The organism is Pseudomonas sp. Tri1 (genome assembly GCF_017968885.1).
Taxonomy (GTDB): Bacteria; Pseudomonadota; Gammaproteobacteria; order Pseudomonadales; family Pseudomonadaceae; genus Aquipseudomonas.
In genome coordinates this window covers 632,098-652,986 of the sequence record NZ_CP072913.1, presented here as the reverse complement: position 1 = coordinate 652,986, position 20,889 = coordinate 632,098, and the positions used below count along the sequence as shown (strand labels likewise).

Here is a 20,889-nt window from a genome sequence, read left to right as displayed (position 1 = left end):
GAATTTGAGACAAGTTCCTATGACCTGAATCAAAGATTGTATACAACTTAAGGCTATCAGCCTGATGGACACAATCAACCAGCCAGAGGTATGACACCTCTCTATGATTGGCCCCATCACCTCTCTGGAGCGCCCATCATGAACCTCAACAGCCTGTTGTGCAGCTTGCTTGCCGCCTATGCCTGCGGCGCCAGTGGCACCTACGAAAAAACCCAACGCGAGGTTTAATCGCTTTGCGCAACCCAGGCCAGGCTTTACTCTGGATCGGTTACCGATCATGGAGTAAAGCATGTCCATAGCGTCTGTTTGTGTATTTTGCGGCGCCAGCACCGGCAGCCACCCCGCCTACCGTGAAGCGGCGCAGGCCCTGGGGCGAGCGCTGGCGGAGCGAAATCTTACCCTGGTCTACGGCGGTGGTGCCGTGGGCCTGATGGGCATCGTCGCCGACGCGGCCTTGGCGGCCGGCGGCGAAGTCATCGGCATCATCCCGCAAAGCCTCAAAGACAAGGAAATCGGCCACAGCGGCCTGACCCGCCTGGAAGTGGTGGACGGCATGCATGCCCGCAAGGCGCGCATGGCCGAATTGAGCGATGCCTTCATCGCCCTGCCCGGTGGCCTCGGCACGCTGGAGGAGTTGTTCGAAGTCTGGACCTGGGGGCAGCTCGGCTACCACGGCAAGCCACTGGGGTTGCTGGAGGTGAACGGGTTCTACAGCAAACTCACCGGTTTTCTCGATCATATCGTCGGTGAAGGCTTCGTCCGTGCGCCACATCGTGACATGCTGCAAGTGAGCGAATCACCGCAAAACCTGCTCGATGCACTGGACGAATGGCAGCCCTCGGTGCAGCCAAAGTGGGCCGAGCAAAAACCCAGCTAACGGCTCGACCCCGATACAGGGCAGAATACGCGCCGCTCAACCTCACCTTCGACCCCAGAGGATCGCCCATGGCTAAACCCAATTATTCCTTCGCCAAACGTCAGAGAGACTTGGCCAAGGAGCAGAAGAAAGAGGAAAAGCTTCAGCGCAAGAAAGCTACAGCTGAAGAGGAAGCAGCAGCACTGACCCCGGATACCGAAGGCGAAGTGACGCCAGAAGAGCACGTTGACGCACCGAAAGACCAGGCGCCCGACGCCTGAGCCCCTCCGGGCCCGGTGATGTAATCCGGCCCTACGGTTTGTGTCCAGGGTCGGCAGCCCCGCTGCCGGCCCTCACAACCCCAACGCCTTGATAATCGACGCGCGATAACCCACTGGCAGATTGGCCGGCAATTGGCCCGGCTCGAACAGCCCGATTTCCTTATGCTCATGACTGACCGTCGGCACGAACCCGCCCAGTAATTGGCAGCGGTAAGTGGAAATAAAGACATGCTTGCCGGGAATGACCTCGAACAAGTACGAATCCAACGGCTCCCCCACGCTTACTTCAACGGCCAGTTCCTCGTCGATCTCCCGTGCCAGGCACTGCGACGCCGTTTCGCCCAGCTCGATCCGTCCGCCGGGCAACTCCCATTCATCCCGCTCGTTGAGCATCAGCACGACCAGGCCCTCGGGGGATTGCAGCACGCCTTTGATGGACACCGGGAACATGGGGAAACCTCATTATCAATACGACACACAACCTGTGGGAACGAGCTTGCTCGCGATGGCGTTAGTTCAGCCAGCTTCAATACGACTGTTCATCCGCTATCGCGAGCAGGCTCGCTCCCACAAGGAATCGGTTCATGACTCCAACGGCATCACCGTCACCCGCACCTCGGGATCATGGCTGCCGCCCCCCAGGATCACCCCCCGTAGCGGCGACACATCGGAAAAATCCCGGCCCCAGGCCAGGGTGATGTGCTCCAGGGCTGGCTGTACGTTGTTGGTCGGATCGAAGTCCACCCAACCCAACAGTGGGCAAAACACCGAGACCCAGGCGTGGGACGCATCGGCGCCAATCAGCCGGGGTTGGCCGGGCGGTGGCTGGGTCAGCAGGTATCCACTCACGTAGCGTGCCGCCAGCCCACGCGAGCGCACGCAGGCCAGCATCAGGTGGGCGAAGTCCTGGCACACGCCCCGTCGCCGCTCCAGCACCTCCACCAGCGGCGTCGCCACCTGGGTCGCCTCGGCATCGAAGGTGAACTCCTCGAAAATCTTTTCCATCAGTGCCCGGACACCCAGCATCAACGGGCGCCCCGGCGGGAAGCAACTTTCGGAAAACTCGACGAAGCTACGCTTGAGGTGAACATAGGGCGACTCGAAACGGTAGCGGCATGCATCCAGCAGCGGCGCCGCAAGAGGGCGGCCGCTGTAGGTCAAGGCGTTGCAGGTCGACTCCCAGGTGGGGGACAGGTTGAAATCCAGTACAGGGCGAGCCAGCACCTCGACGCTCAGGCGGGCATTGACCAGCAACTCGTCATGGGGTCGTTCAAAGGCCAGGCGCGTCAGCGGATTGCCAAACACATCCTGCTCATCGCGACGGGTGGTCGGCTCCGGACTGATCAACAACTGCTGCTCGGTGCAACGCTGCCAGTCACAGGGCCGCGGCCACAGGTGGGCAAGCTGCTGGGCCAGGGATACCGGGCTGTCGTAGTGATAATGCGTGTCGTGGAGGATCTGGTAGCGAGCGTTCATCAGACGGACACCGTGCGCTGGCTGACGTCATCGACGTGGGCAAAATGACGCAAGGCCAGGCGATCGGAAACCTGGCCACTGACATCGGCCACTTCCTGTAACAGATCGGCCAGCCCGTCGAGGGCTGCGCGCAGGCTGGCCTCGCCGAACAACGGATTTTCCAGGCAGCGCAGGTCAAAGCGTGAAAGACGCGCCACCAATTCCGGCAACGCAATGTCCTTCGGCGCGCCAAAATCATCGTTCAGGCGCTTGAGGGTGCGGGTCACCAGTTTCAACTGGAAGAGCACTGCGTGGGGGTTCTGTTCGTCCAGCAGCAACAGGTCGAGCACCGGGATCAATTGCGCGACTGCCAGGTAACGCGAGCGGTAGGTGATGCTGCTATTGCCCAGCTCCAGCAGCCATTCCAGCCCGGCCTGATCGAACACCGCTTCGCCCCGCAGAAACGCGGCCAGGCTGCTGCTGAGAAACTGCAGGCGCTCCAGGCGCCGACCGATCATCAAGAAACGCCAGCCCTCGTCGCGAGTCATGTCATCCAGGGCAAACCCGGACAACGCCGCCAGGGACATCACCAATCGGTTGAGGAAATCCAGCAGCTCGCCGAAATCCGGCTCCTCGGTTTCCAATTCCATGGCTTCGCGCTGCAATTCCACCAGCGCCTGCCAGTTTTCCCGGGACAGCTTGCCGCGAACCTGCGAGGCCGCCCACTGCAAGCGTTGCAGGTTGGAGCGCAGGCTGAAGGACCAGTCCTCGCCCAGCAACGCCGCCAGCAGACGCTCGGGCAGTTCGCCCTCATCGGGCAGCAGCATCAGGCTTTCGCCCAGGGACACCGCCGATTCCAGGGCCTGAGGGTCATCGCCATCGACATAGCGCGCCAGCATGATCCGCAGCAGCCGCGCGCTGTCGTCGCAGCGTTCACAGTAGCGACCGAACCAGAACAGGTTTTCCACCACCCGCGAAGGCAGGTACGGATCGCGCCGAACCAGATCGTGGACACCTACGGTTCGCTGGGCCGTCCATTGCTCACTGCCAGGCGCTTGCTCCCCCAGCACCCAAGTGTCCTTGCTGGCGCCACCGCGCTGCATCGACACCACTTCAGCGTCGGCCTCGGCGGCCACGCGGGTCAAGCCCCCCGACAGCACCCGATAGTCATCCTTCCCGGACACGGCATACACGCGCATGCCAATGGCCCGAGGCTGGATGTGACCGTCTTCGGCCTGCCAGACCGGAGCCTGGGACAGTTGCGCCAGCTCCTGGGCGACATAGGCATAGGGCCTTGCCTGTATCCGCGCCGCCAACTGACCGCGCTGCGCCTCGTTCAGGTCACGACCCAACACCGGGCTGAAGCTTTGGGAAGGAAACGCCGGCTTGATCAACAACTGCGGCAGTTTCTCCAAGGCCTGGGCCAGCACCGGTGGTTCACCGCACCACCAAGTGGCGATGGACGGCAGCAGCAGTTCCTCACCGAACAGAAATTGGTTGATCTTCGGCAGAAACCCCAAGAGGCCCGGCGATTCCAGCACGCCGCTGCCCAAGGCATTGGCCACCAGCACCCGGCCCTGGCGCACCGCCTCCAGCAAGCCTGGCACGCCCAAGGCCGAATCGGTGCGCAACTCCAGGGGGTCGCAGAAATCGTCGTCGAGCCGACGCATGATCGCGTGGACCCGCCGCAGCCCGCTGAGGGTCTTGAGATAGACCGTAGCGTCCCGAACCGTCAGGTCACCGCCTTCCACCAGCGGATAACCCAGCTGGCGCGCCAGGTAAAGATGTTCGAAATAACTTTCGTTGAACCGCCCTGGCGTCAACAGCACCACCAGCGGCGGCTCGCCATCGCTGGGCGCCTGTCGTGCAAGGGTTTCCTGCAAGGTGCGGAAGAAACCGGAGAGGTGCCGTACATTCAGGTCGCGGTACAGGTCGGGGAAGGCCCGCGAGACGATCATGCGATTTTCCAACGCATAACCGGCCCCAGAAGGCGCCTGGGTCCGATCTGCGGTGACCCACCAGCGACCATCGGGCGTACGCGCCAGATCCACGGCATACAAATGCAGGAAGATCCCGTCCGGCGGCGCGATGCCCTGGCACGGCCAAAGGAAATTGTTGTGACCGAACACCAGCTCCGCCGGCAACAGCCCTTCGCTGATCAGCCGCTGCGGCCCGTACAGGTCGGCCAACACGGCATTGAGCAAGCGAGCGCGCTGGGCGATCCCGGCCGACAGCTGCTTCCACTCCTGCGCGTCGATCACGTGGGGCAGCAGGTCCAGTTCCCACGGCCGATCCGCCCCTTTCGGGTCCGCATAGACGTTATAGGTGACGCCGTTTTCCTGGATCTGCCGGGCCAGCAGCGCCTGGCGCTGGGCCAACTGGGCCGGCGTGCTGCGCTGCAACTGGTCGAACAGCCGCCGCCAATGCGTACGCACGGCGCCGCTGTCGTCCAGCAGTTCATGATAGGTGCCCGTTGTCAGCGGGTAACGGTCAAGCAGGTCAGGCATGGAAAGCTCGGCAGACGGCAATGAAAGGTGAGACTAGCGCAAGCGCATGACGCCCGGATAGTTGAAATATCCAGGCGTCGCGTAAGACTCAGAACCGTCGCAGATCGAGCGTGAGAGGAAACTCGTCATCCATTGCCAGGCTGGGAATCGGAAGTTTCCCCGGCGTGTGTCCGAGACGGAAGAAACGCGCCATCCGCCGGCTCTCGGCTTCGTTGGCATTCACCGGCAGGCTGTCGTAGTTGCGCCCGCCCGGATGGGCCACGTGATACTGGCAACCGCCCACGGAACGTTGCATCCAGGTATCGAGCAGATCGAAGACCAGCGGCGCGTGCACCGGGATGGTCGGCTGCAGGCAGTTGGCCGGTTGCCAGGCCCGGAAACGCACCCCGGCGACGAACTCGCCGACCCGCCCGGTGGGTTGCAACGGCACGGGCACGCCATTGCACGTCAGCAGGTAGCGTTGCGGCGCCAGGCCGCTGAGCTTGACCTGCAGGCGCTCCAGGGACGAGTCCACATAACGCACGGTACCGCCCACCGCGCCCTCCTCCCCCAACACATGCCAGGGCTCGAGGGCCTGGCGCAATTGCAGCTCGATACCGCCGACTGCGTAGTCGCCTACCTTGGGGAAGCGGAACTCCAGATGGGCGGCGAACCATTCAGCCCGCAGGGGGTAGCCAGCGGCGTTCAGTTCAGCGATGACGTCGGCAAAATCCTGTTCGATGAAGTGTGGCAACAGGAAGCGATCATGCAGTTCGGTGCCCCAGCGCGCCAGTTTCGCTGGCGCATAGGGTTCACGCCAGAACCGCGCCACCAACGCCCGCAGCAGTAATTGCTGGGCCAGGCTCATGCGCGCGTGGGGCGGCATCTCGAATGCCCGCAATTCCAAAAGGCCGAGACGCCCGGTGGCGCCGTCCGGCGAATAGAGCTTGTCGATGCAGAATTCGGCGCGATGGGTGTTGCCGGTCACGTCGATCAACAGGTTGCGCAACAGCCGATCGACCAACCAGGGCGGGCATTGCTCGCCGGGCTGGGGCATTTGCGCGAAAGCGATTTCCAACTCGTACAAGGCGTCGTTGCGCGCCTCGTCCACCCGAGGCGCCTGGGAGGTCGGGCCGATGAACAATCCGGAAAACAGGTAGGACAGCGACGGGTGGTTATGCCAGTAACTGATCAGGCTGCGCAGCAGGTCGGGACGCCTTAGGAACGGTGAGTCAGCGGGTGTCGCCCCACCCAGTACGAAATGGTTACCGCCGCCGGTGCCGGTGTGCCGGCCATCGATCATGAATTTCTCGGTGGTCAGCCGGGTCTGTCGCGCCTCCTCATATAGAAACTCAGTGCGCTCGACCAACTCATCCCACGTCGCCGATGGCTGCACGTTGACCTCGATCACCCCTGGATCGGGAGTGATGCGGAAGTTGCTCAGGCGCGGATCGCTCGGTGGCTCATAGCCTTCCAGCAGCACCGGACATTGCAGCTCCTCGGCCGTCGCCTCAATGGCGCTGACCAGCTCCAGATAATCCTCGACCCGCTCCAGCGGTGGCATGAACAGGTACAACCGACCTTCCCGGGCCTCGGCACAGAAGGCGGTGCGGGTCAGCCAATCGGCGGACTTGTCGATCTCCGGAACCCGATCCTGCTCGGTCGCCGGCTCGCCGTGGCGGCCCAGTCGCTCGGTGTCGGGCAACTCGGGCAAATCCTGGTTCGGGTCGGTGGGATGGATGAATGGGTACTCGGCCGCCGTGACCCAAGGTTGGGATGCCAATGGCAGGCGATAGCCCAGGGGCGAATCCCCCGGCACCAATCGGCAGTGGTTGTCCCGCAGGTACCAGCGACCGCTTTGCCATTGATCACCCTTGGCGGTGCGGGCCAGCGGCAGGACCTGGCCGATCACTTTGTCCAGGCCCTGGCTGAAGACCTTGCGCAGGCGTGCCCGCTCCAGCGCGTCCTCCAGACGCGGATCCTCGGCCGTGACATTCGACGGCAATGCGCCTTCGCGCCAGAGGTAATAGAAATTGTCTTCGTAGGCCGGGAACACGAATCGCGCAGGAATTTTCAGGCGTTCGGCGACACTCGTCAGAAAACGCCCGGCCAGCTCACCATCGGCGCCGTAGTCCTGCTGCTCGTCGGCGATCAATGCGCTGTTGTGCCAGATCGGCACCCCATCACGCCGCCAATAGCAGTTGAGCGACCAGCGCGGCAATTGCTCGCCCGGGTACCACTTGCCCTGGCCGAAATGCACCAGCCCCTTGGGTGCATAGTGCTTGCGCATGCGCTGGAACAGCTCGGCCGAGAGCCGGCGCTTGTCCGGCCCGAGGGCGGCGGTGTTCCACTCGGCGCCATCCGGGTCATCGATGGACACAAAGGTCGGTTCGCCGCCCATGGTCAGGCGCACGTCGCCCTCCAGCAGGTCGGCATCGATCTGGTGACCCAGTGCCTGAATCGCCTGCCATTGCTCTTCGGTGTAGGGCTTGGTTACTCGCGGCGCTTCCCAGATCCGCTCCACGGACATTTCGTGGCTGAACTCGCACTCGCAAGGTTCCACCAAACCACTGATAGGCGCCGCCGAAGATGGATCGGGACTGCAAGCCAATGGGATGTGCCCTTCGCCAGCGAACAACCCGGACGTCGCATCCAGGCCGATCCAGCCGGCACCGGGCAGGTACACCTCGCACCAGGCATGCAGGTCGGTAAAGTCGACCTCGGTTCCGGACGGCCCATCGAGGCTTTTCACATCGGCGGTCAGTTGGATCAGGTAACCGGACACGAAACGCGCCGCCAGGCCAAGGTTGCGCAACAACTGCACCAGCAACCAGGCCGAATCGCGGCAGGAACCGGACGCGTGCTCAAGGGTATGCTCCGGTGTCTGGACGCCGGGCTCCATGCGGATCAGGTAGTTGATGTCTTCGCTCAGGCGCTGGTTGAGCGCCACCAGAAAATCCACCGCCGGCAGCGGCGTGCGATCGATGCCGTCCAGATAAGCCTGGAACCTGGGCGTCAGCGGCAGGGTTTCCAGGTACGGCGCCAGCTCCTTGCGCTCATCGGCGGCGTAGGAAAACGGGATTTTCTCGGCGTAAGGCTCAAGGAAGAAATCGAACGGGTTGAACACCGCCATTTCCGCCAGCAGATCGACTTCGATCCGCAGCTCCCGGGTTTTCTCGGGGAACACCAGCCGCGCCAGATAGTTGCCCTGGGGATCCTGCTGCCAATTGATGAAGTGCTGATCCGGCGAGACCTTCAGCGCATACGACAGAATCCGCGTACGGCTGTGGGCTGCCGGGCGCAGGCGAACAATCTGCGGGCCGAGCTCGACAGCGCGGTCGTAGCGGTAATGCGTGACATGATGCAATGCGACATGGATCGACACAGCGTGCCTCCTGCGAGCCTGGGCGTTATCGAAAGCGGCGCAAGACTTATGCCATGCAGGCAGGCCGGACACTTTCTTGGTCTACTCAAGGCAGTAGAGCACTAAAAACGCGCGATGCTCGCATTCGGGTGCAAAGAGGCGCACATAAATGTGGCGCCGTGGTATCGAATCGACTCAGCGGCGTGTGCGTGCGGCCTTGGCAGCCTGGATGATGAGTTCGCGTTGGCGACGGATTTCTACCAGTTTGCTGCGCATCTCGCGATGGCGTTTGCTATTGAGCAACAACAACCCCAACAGCGGCAGCAGCACAGCGAAAAGGTAAACGCCTTGATGTGGCCGGTAGGCAAACATCGGCAACACCGCTACCAGACATGCCAGGAAATAACCCGCCACCCACCAGATCGCCCAAGTGCGCCCGCGCGCAATCATGAGGTTGCCCAAGACCAGCACGAGCACCAGAGCCAGGGTACCGAGGCCGACATAGTCAACCCTGACTGAAGGCTCCAGGTCACGCCAGTAGGTCGTCCCGGCCAGAACGAGCAACGTTGATCCTGAAAAGCACCCCAGTAGAATGGTGCCCATGAACACCGGAAAATACCGGGCAAGGAAGCTCTTCAGCGATCCGCCACCGATCATTCCGTGAATTCCTCATACAGGCCGACGGCAACAGTCTTCACCGCGCCATCGCCGGTATAACTGCCTATGACACCCAACGCACCGCCGAGGGAGTCCTTTATCTGGGTCAGCGTCGCGTGCCTGATTTCAGCTGAAGAATAACGCTTGGGCACGGCCCCGGCGCGTTGCTGCAACTTGAGTAGCTTGGCGGTCAGGCTCGGGTCCTTGAGCGTCAACAGCTCCTTGGTCAGCTTGCTTCGCTCTTGCCGATTCAGGCCCTTGAGCAACTGATACCAACTCTTCCCAGTGCCGGCCGCTTTGTTGGCCTTGAGCAGCCGGACAGTGGTCAGGGCCGAGCCACCGACACCCACCAGGGAAACGCCGTCAAGGATCGGCGACACGATGTTGTACCAGTCAGCATCATTCATCTCATCGTTGCCAGTCGGATTGGTCAGCTCGTTGGCCACCCGCATCCCGCCAATGACGCATTGCGCGGTGCTGGCCGTCGCGGCAGCGGCGCCCAGGGCAACGACAAAGGCACTGGCCCCCGCCGTAAAGGGCACTGCGACACTGCCGCTGAACACCACCACCCAACCAATCACCGCAGCGACACAGGACAAGCCGGCATTGGTTGCCTCAAGCCCAAGCTTGGACTCGCGCGGACTGCTTTTTACCTGATCGATGAACTGCTGCGGTGCGATGTATTTTTTCGCCTCGCGCAAAATGACGCGCTTGGGCGCGATGCTGCAAATGGGCTTGAATTCGCGCAGGGTCACGACGTTGTAATCGGAATCGACATACACCACACCCGCCCCGGCGATGCCAGGATCGGCGTCGATGGCAGCAAACAGGCGCGGCAGGTTGATCTGGCTTTCGATGCGTTTGCGGGCCATGAACTGAGAGAAGCTCAGGTCCATGCCGATGCCCGTTGAAGCGCTGCTCATATGAATCGTCCTTGAGAATCGGAGGGTGAAATCTTTATCAACACAGGAGCTGTGGCGGGCGCCACGATAACAAACGGCCAGCACCGTCGCTAGAAAGCAAAACGCCAGCACTCAGGCTGGCGTTTTACGTTGTCGCTCAAGGATCAGCGCGGCACGACAGGCTTGCGCGCTGGCTTCGGACCTTTGCCCTTGGCGGCGTCCTTGCGTTCCTTGGCGGCCTGCTGGTTGCGGGCGAATGCCGCGGCCTTGGCTTGCTCGCGCTTGTCCCACGGGTTGCCGCCATCGCTGGCGCGTGGTGGCAGGCCGGTGTGCTGGGTCAGGATCTTGGTGGTTTCCTTGCCCACCTTGTGGCTGCCAGCCGGCGTCGAGTTCTTGCGCCGGGCGCTCTGGTAGCTGTCGGTGGCCGGCTGGTGCAGCGGGATCAACTGATTCTTGCCCGGCCCGATCAGGTCGGCGCGGCCCATGCGGGTCAGTGCTTCGCGCAGCATCGGCCAGCCCTTGGGGTCGTGATAACGCAGGAAGGCCTTGTGCAGGCGGCGCTGTTCCTCGCTCTTGACGATGGTTACCGCGTCGCTCTTGTAGGTGACCTTGCGCAGCGGGTTCTTGCCCGAGTGATACATGGCGGTGGCCGTGGCCATCGGCGACGGATAGAACGCCTGCACCTGGTCAGCGCGGAAACCGTTGCCCTTGAGCCACAGGGCCAGGTTCATCATGTCTTCGTCGGTGGTGCCCGGGTGAGCGGCGATGAAGTACGGAATCAGGTACTGCTCTTTCCCGGCTTCCTTGGTGTACTTCTCGAACATCCGCTTGAACTTGTCATAGCTGCCGATGCCCGGCTTCATCATCTGGTTGAGCGGACCTTCCTCGGTGTGCTCCGGGGCGATCTTCAGGTAACCGCCGACGTGGTGGGTCACCAGTTCCTTGACGTATTCCGGCGACTCGACCGCCAGGTCGTAACGCAGGCCGGAAGCAATCAGGATCTTCTTCACCCCAGGCAAGGCCCGGGCGCTGCGGTACAGCTGGATCAGCGAAGAATGGTCGGTATTGAGGTTCGGGCAGATGCCGGGGAACACGCAGGACGGCTTGCGGCACGCGGATTCGATTTCCGGGCTCTTGCAAGCGATGCGGTACATGTTCGCGGTCGGGCCGCCGAGGTCGGAAATGACGCCGGTGAACCCCGGGACCTTGTCGCGGATCTCTTCGATCTCGCGAATGATCGACTCTTCGGAGCGGTTCTGGATGATCCGGCCTTCGTGCTCGGTGATCGAGCAGAAGGTGCAACCGCCGAAGCAGCCACGCATGATATTCACCGAGAAACGGATCATCTCGTAGGCCGGGATCTTTTCCTTGCCGTAAGCCGGGTGTGGAACACGTGCGTAAGGCATGCCGAACACGTAGTCCATTTCCTCGGTGGTCATCGGAATGGGCGGCGGGTTGAACCAGACATCGACCTCGCCGTGCTTCTGCACCAGGGCACGGGCGTTGCCCGGGTTGGTTTCCAGGTGAAGTACCCGGTTGGCGTGGGCGTACAGCACCGCGTCGCCACGAACCTTTTCCACCGATGGCAGACGAATCACGGTTTTGTCGCGGGTCATTTTCGGGCTCGCCAGGATCTGTACGACCTTGGCTTCGCTCGGATCCTCAACCGGCCCCTTCTCCTGCTCGATGGCGCAAGCAGCGGTGTCCTGGGTGTTCACATACGGGTTGATGATCTTGTCGATCTTGCCCGGCCGGTCGATGCGCGTGGAATCGACTTCGTACCAGCCTTGTGGCGTGTCGCGACGGATGAACGCGGTGCCGCGCACATCGGTGATGTCTTCGATCTTGTGGCCGTAGGACAGGCGCTGGGCGACTTCGACGATCGCCCGCTCGGCGTTGCCGTAGAGCAGGATGTCGGCGCAGGCGTCGATCAGGATCGAGTTGCGCACCCGGTCCTGCCAGTAATCGTAATGGGCGATACGGCGCAGCGACGCTTCGATACCGCCAAGCACGATCGGCACATGCTTGTAGGCTTCCTTGCAGCGCTGGCTGTAGACCAGGCTCGCACGGTCCGGTCGCTTGCCCGCCAGGCCGCCGGGGGTGTAGGCGTCGTCGGAGCGAATTTTCTTGTCGGCGGTGTAGCGGTTGATCATCGAGTCCATGTTGCCGGCCGCGACACCGAAAAACAGGTTGGGCTCGCCGAGCTTCATGAAGTCGTCTTTGGACTGCCAGTTCGGCTGGGCAATGATCCCGACGCGAAAGCCCTGGGCTTCCAGCAACCGGCCGATGATCGCCATGCCGAACGACGGGTGATCGACGTAGGCATCACCGGTCACGATGATGATGTCGCACGAATCCCAGCCGAGCTGATCCATTTCCTCCCTGCTCATGGGCAGGAACGGCGCTGGGCCGAAACATTCGGCCCAGTACTTGGGATAGTCAAATAACGGCTTGGCTGCTTGCATGTCGATGACCGGTATGAATATGAAAAATCGCGGGCGCGGAATATAGCACAAAAATTGACCAATTCCGACGGCTATGGTCGGAAATCGGTGGCGCACCGCACATCAAATGTAGGAGCGAGCTTGCTCGCGAAAGGGCCAGCACATTCAATGCATGTGCTGACTGTTACGCCGCTATCGCCAGCAAGCTCGCTCCCACAGGGGAAGTGCAACCTTCTGGAGAAGGGGCTCGCTCCCACAGGAGCCAAACAGGTTACTCATCATCATCAAAATTGTAGCTACCCGGCGCCAGGTTCTCGAATCGGGTGTATTTACCGATGAACGCCAGGCGAATGAAGCCGATCGGGCCGTTCCGCTGCTTACCGATGATGATTTCGGCGATGCCCTTGTGCTCCGTCTCCGGGTGATACACCTCGTCGCGGTACACGAACATGATGACGTCGGCGTCCTGCTCGATCGCTCCGGATTCCCGCAAGTCGGAGTTCACCGGGCGCTTGTTGGGGCGCTGTTCCAGGGAACGGTTCAACTGGGAAAGTGCCACCACCGGGCAGTTGAATTCCTTGGCCAGGGCCTTGAGGGAGCGGGAGATTTCAGAAATCTCGTTGGTCCGGTTATCGCCGCTGGAACCGGGGATCTGCATCAATTGCAGGTAGTCGATCATGATCAGCGCGATGTCACCGTGCTCTCGCACCAGGCGACGGGTCCGGGCACGCATTTCCGACGGACTGATACCGGCGGTGTCGTCGATGAACAGCTTGCGGTCGTTGAGCAGGTTGACCGCTGACGTCAGGCGCGGCCAGTCGTCGTCTTCCAATTGACCGGAACGGACCTTGGTCTGGTCGATACGCCCCAGGGACGAAAGCATACGCATGATCAGCGATTCGCCTGGCATCTCGAGGGAGTACACCAGCACCGCCTTGTCGCTGCGCAGCACGGCGTTTTCCACCAGGTTCATCGCAAAGGTGGTCTTACCCATGGACGGACGACCGGCGACGATGATCAAGTCGGACGGCTGCAGGCCGCTGGTCTTCTCGTCGAGGTCGGTGTAGCCAGTGGACAGGCCGGTGATGGCATTGTCAGTGTTGAACAAGGTATCGATGCGGTCGATGGCCTTGGTCAACAGGTCGTTGACGCTGACCGGGCCGCCGGTCTTCGGCCGGGCCTCGGCGATCTGGAAGATCTGCCGCTCGGCTTCGTCGAGGATCTCGGCGGCGGTGCGGCCTTCCGGATTGAAGGCGCTGTCGGCGATTTCGGTGCTGATGCCGATCAACTGGCGCAAGGTGGCCCGCTCGCGCACGATCTGCGCATAGGCCTTGATGTTGGCGACCGACGGCGTATTTTTTGCCAACTCACCCAGGTAACCGAGGCCGCCGACCTGGGACGTCTGGCCCTCCTTGTCCAATTGCTCGGCCAGGGTCACGACGTCGATCGGCATGTTCTGATCGGCCAGCCTGGCGATCGCACGGAAAATCAGACGGTGGTCATGTCGATAGAAATCGCCATCGGAGACTTGATCGAGCACGCGTTCCCAGGCGTTGTTGTCCAGCATCAGGCCACCGAGCACGGCCTGTTCGGCCTCGATGGAATGCGGAGGCACCTTCAGGGCAGCGGTTTGCAGATCGTATTGCTCGGGAGCGGTGATTTCGTTCATGGCCACTTGGGTTCTGGTGGTGAGAATCAGGAATTGCAGAAAGACAAAGGGCACGACCTGTAAACAGGATCGTGCCCGATGTTACCGGCTAGCACCCGAGGGTGCCAGCCGACAGGTGTTGCTTAGGCTGCTACCACGACAACGCGTACGGTGGCTTCAACTTCGGCGTGCAGGTGCACGGCCACGTCGAATTCACCTACGTTGCGGATGGTGCCGTTCGGCAGACGAACTTCGCTCTTGGCAACTTCAACGCCGGAGGCGGTCAGTGCGTCAGCGATGTCGTGAGTACCGATCGAACCGAACAGTTTGCCTTCGTCGCCAGCGGTGGCAGTGATGGTCACTTCCAGCTCGGCCAGTTGGGCAGCACGGTTTTCAGCCGAAGTTTTACGGTCGGCAGCGGCTTTTTCCAGCTCAGCGCGACGCTCTTCGAACGCAGCCAGGTTGGCAGCGGTCGCAGCGGTGGCTTTGCCGTAAGGCAGCAGGTAGTTACGACCGTAGCCGGCCTTAACGTTTACTTTGTCACCCAGGTTGCCCAGGTTGGTGACTTTTTCCAGAAGGATCAGTTGCATGTGAAAATCCTCTAACTTTTAACCTTCACCGTTCGCGTTGTCGGCGTCTTTCGGCGCCATACGACCGCGAAAATCAATCAGGCTGTCGACGATGGCCAAGACCACCAGCAACGGATAGATCAGTTGCATGAACAGCAACAACGTGACGTACAACCCCACCAGCCAGAATCTGGCCAGTCGCTTTTGCGCCACCAGCCCGTGAATCAGGGCCAGTGCGGCAAATACCAGCGGTACGCTGCACAACGGCGTGAGCATGGCCATCTGTGGACCGAAGTTCGGCCCCAGAAGCATGCCCGCCAGCAGCAACATCGCCAGCCCAAGCGGGAATCGGATGGCGCGAAATTCACGACCAAAACCACCCGGGTTGTACAACAACGCCTGCCAGTAGCGCCCGATAATCAGGCTCAGCACACTGACGATTTGCAACAAGGCCGCAATCAGGCCGGTCAGGACCGGTGCAATCAGGGACGCGAAACGCGCCTGCTCCTCTACCGACATCTGCTGGTAGAGATCACCGAGGGCCTCGGGCAGGATTTTTATCAAAGCCTGCGAGAGCATCTCGATCTGGGGTTCGAAAGCCACCCCGAGCACCACTGAAAACACCACGCCCAACGCTATGCTGACCAGCAGCACGCGGTTCCAGGATTCGCTGGCGCGCAATACCAACGCCAGCGCCGAAGACCCCAGCAGCACCATGAGTGCCCGCGGGTCAGCGGAATACCACCACCAGAACAAAGCCGGCAGCAGTCCCAGAGCAAGAACGCCCAGGGCGTCCCTCAATCCGCGCCGCAGGAGCACAAGACTCACCGCGGCAGCACCCAACCAATACAACAACGGCAATGCCGCGCATCCAGCCACTACCAGAGTGGCCTGCATACGACCGCGCATGATGAACTCAGCTATGGCGCGCATGCATTCAATCCTTTGCTACGTGTCGACTGCCCGGTCTCAGCGGCCGTGGCTGTCGGTGTAGGCCAGCAGGGCCAGGAAGCGGGCGCGCTTGATAGCGGTGGCCAGCTGACGCTGATAACGAGCTTTGGTACCGGTGATACGGCTTGGAACGATTTTGCCGGTCTCGGATACGTAGGCTTTCAGAGTGTTGAGATCTTTGTAATCGATCTCTTTCACGTCTTCAGCGGTGAAGCGGCAGAATTTACGACGACGGAAGAAACGTGCCATGTGATTGGCTCCTTAAAAGGTCCGTGGATTACTCGTCAGCGTTATCGCTGTTGTCGCTGTCGCTATCGCTGTCATCGCCTTCGGCGCTGTCAGAGTGCTCAGGACGGTCGCGACGCTCACGGCGCTCACTGCGGTTTTCTTCAGCCTTGAGCATCTCGGATTGGCCGGTGACGGCTTCTTCGCGACGGATGACCAGGTTACGGATCACTGCATCGTTGTAGCGGAAGTTGTCTTCCAGCTCGGCCAGGGCCTTGCCAGTGCACTCAACGTTCAGCATCACGTAGTGAGCCTTGTGAACATTGTTGATTGCGTAGGCCAGTTGACGACGGCCCCAATCTTCCAGACGGTGGATTTTGCCGCCGTCTTCTTCGATCAGCTTGGTGTAACGCTCAACCATGCCGCCGACTTGCTCGCTTTGATCCGGGTGGACCAAAAAGATGATTTCGTAATGACGCATGAATGCTCCTTACGGGTTGTAGCCTGCCGCTCAAAAACGGTCAGACAAGGAGTGAATGACACTTATGGACTTGTGGACGCTAGACACATAAGTGCCTGCCATCACAGCAAGGGGCGCAATTGTAGAGAAGGGTCGAGGGAGGCGCAAGGTGATTGGTGATTATTTGAACAACCGCCAATCTATGCTCCCCACACAAAACATTGTGGGAGCGAGCCTGGTCGCGATAGTGGTGTGCCAGTCAACATTTCTGTCACTGATACGCCGTCATCGCGAGCAAGCTCGCTCCCACATGGGTACTGTGCGTGGCTCAAGGCTTTTTGGCAGCAACCTTCACGCTACGCTGGCGCAACGCCTCGAACAGGCACACGCCGGTCGCGACCGAGACGTTGAGACTGCTGACGCTGCCAGCCATCGGCAGCTTGACCAGGTAGTCGCAATGCTCGCGGGTCAAGCGGCGCATACCTTTGCCTTCGGCGCCCATGATCAGGATCGTCGGGCCGGTCAGGTCCTGGTCATAGATGCTGACCTCGGCCTCGCCCGCCGTGCCCACGACCCACAGGCCGCGCTGCTGGAGTTTTTCCAGGGTGCGCGCCAAGTTGGTCACCGCCACCAGCGGAATCACCTCCGCCGCGCCGCAGGCAACTTTACGCACCACCGGCGTCAAGGTTGCCGACTTGTCTTTAGGCACGATCACCGCCAACGCACCGGCCGCATCCGCCGAACGCAGGCAGGCGCCGAGGTTGTGCGGATCGGTCACGCCATCGAGCACCAACAACAAAGGCGCGCCTTCGGTGCGATCGAGCAGTTCGTCGAGCATTGCCTCGCCCCAGACCTGGCTCGGGCTGACCTCGGCCACAACGCCCTGGTGCACGCCCTCAACCCAGGCGTCCATCTCCCGCCGTTCGGCCTGGCCCACCGCAACGCGGCTTTCGTTGGCCAGCTCGACCAAGGTCTGGACCCGCGGATCGCTACGGCCTTCGGCCAGCCAGATCTGCTTGACCCGCTTGGGATGATGACGCAGCAATGCTTCCACGGCATGCACGCCGTAGATTTTTTCCAACTGACTCATGACTTGGCCTTGGGTTTACGCGCCCCGCCGCTTTTGGCTGGGGCCGAGCCCGCTTTCGGCGGTCCTTTACGGTGTTTGCTTGGCTTGCTCGACGACTTTTCCGCCCCGTGGGACTTTCCCCCAGACGCCGCTTTACCACCGCTTTTGGCTTCGTTGAGCAACTGCTGCTTTAACTCGCGGCTCTTGCGAAGCTCGGCATTCTTCGCTGCTGCGTCGCTGGGGCGGTAGGCTTCGGGAGCCTTGTCCTTGACGGACGAACGACGACCGGCCTTGACTGGCTCAGGCTCTGCGGTTTTGGCAGGCGCGCCTTTACCTTTACCCTTGGTCGCAGGCGCTGCGGTCTCGCCGCCACGCTTTTTACGGCCAGTCGGCGCTTCGGCGGGCTTGTCAGACATCCCGAAGTCGATCTTGCGCTCATCGAGGTCGACGCGCATGACCTGCACCTCCACGGTGTCGCCCAGACGGAAGCTGCGACCGGTGCGCTCGCCCGCCAGGCGGTGGTGCACAGGATCAAAGTGGTAATAATCACCCGGCAAGGCGGTAACGTGCACCAGGCCCTCGACGTAGATGTCGGTCAGTTCGACAAACAAACCAAAGCCGGTCACCGCTGTGATCACGCCTGGGAACGACTCGCCCACGCGGTCTTTCATGAACTCGCACTTGAGCCAGTTCACCACGTCACGCGTGGCTTCGTCGGCGCGGCGTTCACTCATGGAGCATTGCTCGCCCAACTGCTCAAGGGCCGCTTCGTCGTACGGATAGATCCGTGCCTTCGGAATGGTCATGGCACCAGCGCGCTTGACGTGCGGGGTGTTCTGCTTGGAATGGATCACGCTGCGGATCGCGCGGTGCGTGAGCAGGTCCGGATAACGGCGGATCGGCGAGGTGAAGTGGGTGTACGCCTCGTAATTCAGACCAAAGTGGCCCTGGTTGTCGGCGCTGTACACCGCCTGGCTCAGAGAGCGCAGCATCACCGTCTGGATCACATGGTAATCCGGGCGGTCCTTGATGCTGGCCAGCAATGCCTGGTAGTCCTTCGGCGTCGGGCCGTCCTTGCCCTTGTGCAGGGACAGGCCGAGCTCGCCGAGGAAAGCGCGCAGTTTTTCCAGGCGCTCCGGCGGCGGGCCGTCGTGCACGCGATACAACGCAGGAATCTCGTGCTTCTTGAGGAATTGCGCAGTGGCCACGTTGGCCGCCAGCATGCACTCTTCGATCAGCTTGTGCGCATCGTTACGGGTCGTCGGGGTGATTGCGGCGATCTTGCGCTCGGAACCGAAGACAATCCGGGTTTCCTGGGTCTCAAAATCGATCGCGCCACGCACGTGACGAGCACCCAGCAACACCTTGTACAGCGAGTACAGCTGCTTGAGGTGCGGCACCACGCCAGCGTATTCGGTACGCAGCGCCTTGGCTTCACTGGTCTTCGGCGTTTCCAGGATGGTGCTGACCTTGTTGTAGGTCAGACGCGCCTGGGAGTGGATCACCGCTTCGTAGAACTGGTAGTCGGTCATTTCGCCGGTTTTGGAGATGGTCATCTCGCACACCATGGCCAAACGGTCGACTTTCGGGTTCAGCGAACACAAGCCGTTGGACAACTGCTCAGGCAGCATCGGGATCACGCGCTCAGGGAAATACACGGAGTTGCCGCGCACCTGGGCTTCGTTATCCAGGGCCGAACCGATCTTCACGTAGCTGGACACGTCGGCAATCGCGACGAACAGCTTCCAGCCGCCGGAGAACAGGCGCAGCTTGCCGGGCTTGGCTTCGCAGTAGACCGCATCGTCGAAGTCACGGGCATCTTCGCCGTCGATGGTGACGAACGGTAGATGGCGCAGGTCGATGCGTTTTTCTTTATCTTTCTCTTCAACTTCCGGCTTGAGCTTGGCGGCTTCCTTGAGCACAGCCTCGGGCCAGACATGAGGAATGTCGTAGGTGCGCAGCGCAACGTCGATTTCCATGCCCGGCGCCATGTAGTTGCCGACCACTTCAACGATATCGCCCTGTGGCTGGAAGCGCGCAGTTGGCCAGTGGGTGATTTTCACCTCGACGAACTGACCAACCTTGGCCGCGCCATTACGACCCGGGGTAATCAGCACTTCCTGCTGAACCTTCGGGTTATCCGGCACAACAAAACCGATGCCGCCCTCTTCGAAGTAACGGCCGACAATGCTTTCGTGGGCACGGGACACCACTTCGACGATCACGCCTTCACGACGACCACGGCGGTCCAGGCCGGACACGCGGGCCAAGGCCCGGTCACCGTCGAACACCAGGCGCATCTGCGCCGGGCTCATGAACAGGTCATCGCTGCCGTCGTCCGGGATCAGGAAGCCGAAGCCATCGCGGTGACCGGCGATGCGACCCAGGATCAGGTCGAGCTTGTCCACTGGGGCATAGGTGCCGCGCCGGGTGTAGATCAGTTGTGCGTCGCGCTCCATGGCGCGCAGACGGCGGCGCAGGGCTTCGAGTTGGTCTTCGGTGGTCAGACCGAACTCTTCGACCAACTGCTCGCGGCTAGCAGGCGAACCCCGATCGGCGAGATGCGCCAGGATCAGTTCGCGACTAGGAATAGGGTTTTCATATTTTTCCGCTTCACGAGCGGCCTCGGGATCGAGGGACTGCCAATCGGCCATTAGAGAGTTTTCACCTTGTCTATATGCGGGTTAGTTTGGCATAGGCTTAATGAAACGGGAAATTTCAAGCATTCAATGCCTTTTCCAGGGCCTTTAGAACCACCCTTTGACGCTTGGAAAAGCACCGCTGGTGAAATTTAGCGGTTTTTTTGCCGCGAGGGGTTTACAGTTAAAAACACGCTCCGTATAGTGCGCGCCATCGACGACGCACACACGTTGCCGATACTGCCCAGATGGTGAAATTGGTAGACACGCCAGCTTCAGGTGCTGGTGACCGCAAGGTCGTGGAAGTTCGAGTCTTCTTCTGGGCACCAATTTCAAGCAGCAGATCAACGGTCTGCAAGCTTCACAAAAACCCGCGAAAGCGGGTTTTTGCATTTCCGGCCCCTGCAATTTCGTTTAGCAATTACTAAAACAAAAACAGGGGTTTACAGATCAAAACGCGCTCCGTATAGTGCGCGACATCAACAGCGGCAACGCTGAAGATGCTGCCCAGATGGTGAAATTGGTAGACACGCCAGCTTCAGGTGCTGGTGACCGCAAGGTCGTGGAAGTTCGAGTCTTCTTCTGGGCACCAATTCAAGCTTCAAGGTTACGACCTTGAACCTCACAGAAACCCGCGAAAGCGGGTTTTTGCGTTTCTGCCATCTGAAAACTGCAAAAACACCTTTGTGATGGTGGGGCTGACTCCCGCTGGAGGGCAAAGCCCTCCCCAGCAATTAACCAGGCAAATCACCACCTCAAGGCCTGGGTTCCTTCGCAACCCAGCGGGAGCAAGCTCCCTCGCCACGAAGCCGGCTCAATTCCTCAGCAAGCCGTACATGAGAAACAATATCGTTTATCATTGTTACAAGTTTTTGCTACACGA

General features: G+C 61.0%; 16 protein-coding genes and 2 tRNA genes. 4 read left to right on the top strand and 14 right to left on the bottom strand.

Annotated elements, in window-relative coordinates; translation table 11 throughout:
- Positions 1–289: 289 nt before the first annotated feature.
- Positions 290–877 carry a TIGR00730 family Rossman fold protein gene (locus J9870_RS02815; RefSeq protein ID WP_210642607.1) on the top strand — a complete coding sequence of 196 codons (588 nt, stop codon included), beginning with the start codon at positions 290–292 and terminating at the stop codon, positions 875–877.
- Between the two features lie 68 nt (positions 878–945).
- Entirely contained in the window at positions 946–1,137 is a 192-nt protein-coding gene (locus tag J9870_RS02810; protein ID WP_210642606.1) for a hypothetical protein, read from the top strand.
- Between the two features lie 72 nt (positions 1,138–1,209).
- Here the strand turns inward: J9870_RS02810 and J9870_RS02805 are convergent, their stop codons facing one another.
- The 14 genes from J9870_RS02805 to rnr all read right to left on the bottom strand — a co-directional run bounded on the left by J9870_RS02805 (position 1,210) and on the right by rnr (position 20,021).
- Entirely contained in the window at positions 1,210–1,587 is a 378-nt protein-coding gene (locus J9870_RS02805) for an NUDIX domain-containing protein (RefSeq protein WP_210642605.1), read from the bottom strand.
- A gap of 132 nt (positions 1,588–1,719) precedes the next feature.
- The gene (locus J9870_RS02800) at positions 1,720–2,613 is read right to left on the bottom strand and encodes a transglutaminase family protein (protein ID WP_210642604.1); all 894 of its coding nucleotides are present in this window, start codon (positions 2,611–2,613) and stop codon (positions 1,720–1,722) included.
- Positions 2,613–5,099: a circularly permuted type 2 ATP-grasp protein gene (locus tag J9870_RS02795; RefSeq protein ID WP_210642603.1), complete on the bottom strand. Its 2,487-nt coding sequence runs from the start codon at positions 5,097–5,099 to the stop codon at positions 2,613–2,615. The genes J9870_RS02800 and J9870_RS02795 overlap by 1 nt, the downstream gene beginning before the upstream one ends.
- Before the next feature lie 88 nt (positions 5,100–5,187).
- Positions 5,188–8,463 (bottom strand): transglutaminase family protein, encoded by a 3,276-nt coding sequence (locus J9870_RS02790; protein ID WP_210642602.1) that lies wholly within the window; start codon positions 8,461–8,463, stop codon positions 5,188–5,190.
- Positions 8,464–8,637: 174 nt separating this feature from the next.
- Positions 8,638–9,099, bottom strand: coding sequence for a hypothetical protein (locus J9870_RS02785; protein WP_210642601.1), 462 nt, complete (start codon positions 9,097–9,099; stop codon positions 8,638–8,640).
- Positions 9,096–10,022 (bottom strand): NAD synthetase, encoded by a 927-nt coding sequence (locus J9870_RS02780; RefSeq protein WP_210642600.1) that lies wholly within the window; start codon positions 10,020–10,022, stop codon positions 9,096–9,098. Before J9870_RS02780 ends, J9870_RS02785 begins: the two co-directional genes overlap by 4 nt.
- Positions 10,023–10,165: 143 nt before the next feature.
- A complete protein-coding gene (locus J9870_RS02775) occupies positions 10,166–12,466 on the bottom strand; it encodes a YgiQ family radical SAM protein (protein ID WP_176688725.1) in 2,301 nt (766 codons plus the stop codon).
- Between the two features lie 250 nt (positions 12,467–12,716).
- On the bottom strand, positions 12,717–14,114 hold the full coding sequence (gene dnaB / locus J9870_RS02770; RefSeq protein ID WP_027911801.1) for a replicative DNA helicase: 1,398 nt from the start codon (positions 14,112–14,114) through the stop codon (positions 12,717–12,719).
- 122 nt (positions 14,115–14,236) lie between these two features.
- Complete coding sequence (gene rplI / locus J9870_RS02765) at positions 14,237–14,683, bottom strand: 50S ribosomal protein L9 (protein ID WP_008157007.1); 447 nt, start codon at positions 14,681–14,683, stop codon at positions 14,237–14,239.
- Between the two features lie 18 nt (positions 14,684–14,701).
- On the bottom strand, positions 14,702–15,595 hold the full coding sequence (locus J9870_RS02760) for a hypothetical protein (protein ID WP_210642599.1): 894 nt from the start codon (positions 15,593–15,595) through the stop codon (positions 14,702–14,704).
- Between the two features lie 36 nt (positions 15,596–15,631).
- Complete coding sequence (gene rpsR / locus J9870_RS02755) at positions 15,632–15,862, bottom strand: 30S ribosomal protein S18 (protein WP_002551829.1); 231 nt, start codon at positions 15,860–15,862, stop codon at positions 15,632–15,634.
- Between the two features lie 28 nt (positions 15,863–15,890).
- Positions 15,891–16,319 carry a 30S ribosomal protein S6 gene (gene rpsF / locus J9870_RS02750; protein ID WP_025211554.1) on the bottom strand — a complete coding sequence of 143 codons (429 nt, stop codon included), beginning with the start codon at positions 16,317–16,319 and terminating at the stop codon, positions 15,891–15,893.
- Between the two features lie 307 nt (positions 16,320–16,626).
- Positions 16,627–17,388, bottom strand: a complete 762-nt coding sequence (rlmB, locus tag J9870_RS02745) for a 23S rRNA (guanosine(2251)-2'-O)-methyltransferase RlmB (protein ID WP_210642598.1) — start codon at positions 17,386–17,388, stop codon at positions 16,627–16,629.
- Positions 17,385–20,021 carry a ribonuclease R gene (gene rnr, locus J9870_RS02740; RefSeq protein ID WP_210642597.1) on the bottom strand — a complete coding sequence of 879 codons (2,637 nt, stop codon included), beginning with the start codon at positions 20,019–20,021 and terminating at the stop codon, positions 17,385–17,387. Before rnr ends, rlmB begins: the two co-directional genes overlap by 4 nt.
- A gap of 227 nt (positions 20,022–20,248) precedes the next feature.
- Between rnr and J9870_RS02735 the strand changes: the two genes are divergently transcribed.
- Positions 20,249–20,335, top strand: a tRNA-Leu gene (locus J9870_RS02735).
- 176 nt (positions 20,336–20,511) lie between these two features.
- Positions 20,512–20,598: transfer RNA gene (locus J9870_RS02730), tRNA-Leu, on the top strand.
- Positions 20,599–20,889 lie beyond the last annotated feature (291 nt).